The organism is Pseudomonas sp. (assembly GCF_050739995.1).
Classification (GTDB): domain Bacteria; phylum Pseudomonadota; class Gammaproteobacteria; order Pseudomonadales; family Pseudomonadaceae; genus Aquipseudomonas.
In genome coordinates this window covers 1-2,513 of record NZ_JBOICG010000024.1, presented here as the reverse complement: position 1 = coordinate 2,513, position 2,513 = coordinate 1, and the positions used below count along the sequence as shown (strand labels likewise).

Below are 2,513 nucleotides of genomic sequence, written 5' to 3'. Positions count from 1 at the left end.
GCATCCGGGCGGAAGGACGGCGCCTGGGCGATCAGGCGGTTGGCAATGGCCTGCACGCGCTTGGCGTTGGCGCTGGTCTTGTCCACCAAGCCCTTGCCACTCGCCTCACCCAGGGTCTGCTGGTAGGACTGGGCATACATCTGGTCGACTTCCTGGCTCGACAGCATGCTGAACATGTACTGCTTGCGCTCAACACCCACGGCGCCGCCACTGGTGGTGTTGACCGACTGACAACCGGCCAGCAGTACTGCTGAACTAAGTAGGCTTACCGCCAATGCTTTCTTCATGACACTCTCCCTGAAAATCAGGCGCGTATCGTAGGCGGTCATTTATATCGGCGCCAGATACAGTAGACGTGTAACCGTTAAATTTCGGATACATCCCACTACGCCAGCCACCATCCCATTTGCGACGCCACCGACTTTTTTGCAGGACACGCCTTAAGGCTCCCTTCGGCGTGGCCGATATAAAAATGCAGCCCATCTCCCTCTGCGCCCGGAGCCTTCATGAAATTCAAGTCGATTCAGTTTTCCGTCGCGGCACTGACCGGCGCCATCGTGCTGAGCGTAGTCGCCGTACTGGTGCTCTACGCCTTGTTTGCCGGTGCGCGCACCCAGGAGATGGTGCAAGAGCGCACCCAGGCGCAGTTCGAACAGATCATCAAGGAGCGCCTCACCACGCTGGCGCAAACCCAGGCCACACTGATCCAGCGCGAACTGGAAGCGCCGTTGGTGACCGCCAAAGGCTTGGCTACCACCAACGCTCTGCTCGGCATGAAGGACGCCAAGGGCGAACCGGCCTTGCAGATCAGCCGCGAGCAGCTGATCAGCCTGCTGCATGAAACCGTGGTGCGTAACCCGAAAATCCTCGGCGCCTACATCGGCTGGGAACCCAACGCCATCGATCACAACGACGCCAGTTTTGTGAACAGCCCCATCGTCGGCATGGGCACCGACGGCCGCTTCCTGCCGTGGTGGTACCGCAACGCCGATGGCAGCCTGGGCCTGGACAAGCTGGCCGACGTCAACGATCAGAACATTCTCTCTACCGGCGTACGCGCCAGCGAGTACTACCTGTGCTCCAAGGAAAGCCAGAAGCCCTGCGCCATCGACCCTGCCCCGTACAAGGTGGGCAACGCCATGGTGATGCTGGCGTCGTTCATCGAACCGATCATGATCGATGGCAAGTTCCAGGGCATCGTCGGTGCCGACCTCTCGGTAAACTTCATCCAGGACATGCTGACCCGTGCCGACCAGAATCTCTACGACGGTGCCGGTGAACTGGCGCTGATCTCCAGCAACGGACGCCTGGTGGCCTACACCAAGGACGCTAGCAAGCTCGGCGAGAAGGCCAGTGACCTGCTCGACAGTAATGAACTGGCCAACCTTGGCCAACTGAAAGTCGGCGAAGTGCGCTACGACATCGACAAGACAAATGGGCATATCGAATTGCTCTTGCCGTTCAACATCGGCCAGGCCGAAGCGCGCTGGACCTTGATGTTGCAACTCCCCCTGAGCGCCGTGATGGCGGACTCGAACGCACTGCAAAGTGACCTGCAAGCCCAACGCAAGACCGACACGTTCGGCATGGCCATGGTCGGCCTGGTGATCGCCGGCATCGGCTTGCTGGTGATCTGGCTGGTCGGCCATGGCATCGCCCGCCCGCTCAAGCAAATGGTGGCCATGCTCAACGACATCGCCCAGGGCGAAGGCGATCTCACACGACGCCTGACCAGCGATCGCGCCGACGAATTGGGGGCGATCGCCAGCGGCTTCAATACCTTCCTGATCAAGCTGCAAGGCATGATTACGCAAGTGGTGAGTTCAGTGCAGAAAGTCAGCGACTCTTCGGAACACACTGCCGACATTGCGATTCGCACCAACCAGGGCGTGCACAAACAAATGGTCGAGATCGACCAGGTGGCGACCGCCGTGCATGAAATGACCGCTACCGCGCAAGATGTGGCGCGCAATGCCACCCAGGCTGCGCAAGCCGCCAGCCATGCCGACCAGGCAGCCAGCCAAGGTATGCGTATTGTGCGTGACACCTCGACGTCCATCGGCGCACTCGCCGAAGAAATCGGCAAAGCCGTCGGCGTGGTGCAGACCCTGGCCAAGGACAGCGAGAACATCAACGCGATCCTCACCGCGATTCGCGGGATTGCCGAGCAGACCAACCTGCTTGCACTCAACGCCGCCATCGAAGCGGCACGAGCCGGCGAGCAAGGCCGTGGTTTTGCCGTGGTCGCGGATGAAGTGCGCAACCTGGCGCAGAAAACCCAGAAGGCCACCGAAGAAATCCAGGCCATGATCCAGCAGTTGCAACAAGGCACGCGCGATGTGGTGCGGGTGATGGAAGACAGCCAGAACCGCACCGATGAAAGCGTGCAGCACGCGGCAAAGGCGGCGCAAGCGCTGGAGACCATCACTCAGGCGGTGTCGGTAATCAACGACATGAACACCCAGATCGCCAGCGCTGCCGAGGAACAGAGCGCGGTGGCCGAGGACATCAAT

1 protein-coding gene and 2 pseudogenes are annotated in these 2,513 nt (G+C 60.5%); 2 read left to right on the top strand and 1 reads right to left on the bottom strand.

Going from position 1 to position 2,513, the window contains the following annotated elements:
* Window positions 1-287, bottom strand: a pseudogene (locus tag ACRESD_RS00745) (M48 family peptidase); the annotation flags it as partial.
* 219 nt (window positions 288-506) lie between these two features.
* Here ACRESD_RS00745 and ACRESD_RS00740 point away from each other — a divergent pair.
* Window positions 507-1,787 (top strand): annotated as a pseudogene (locus ACRESD_RS00740) (HAMP domain-containing protein); the annotation flags it as partial.
* A gap of 15 nt (window positions 1,788-1,802) precedes the next feature.
* Window positions 1,803-2,513 (top strand): methyl-accepting chemotaxis protein (locus ACRESD_RS00735; RefSeq protein ID WP_431749181.1); only part of this gene is annotated, 711 nt, incomplete at its 3' end.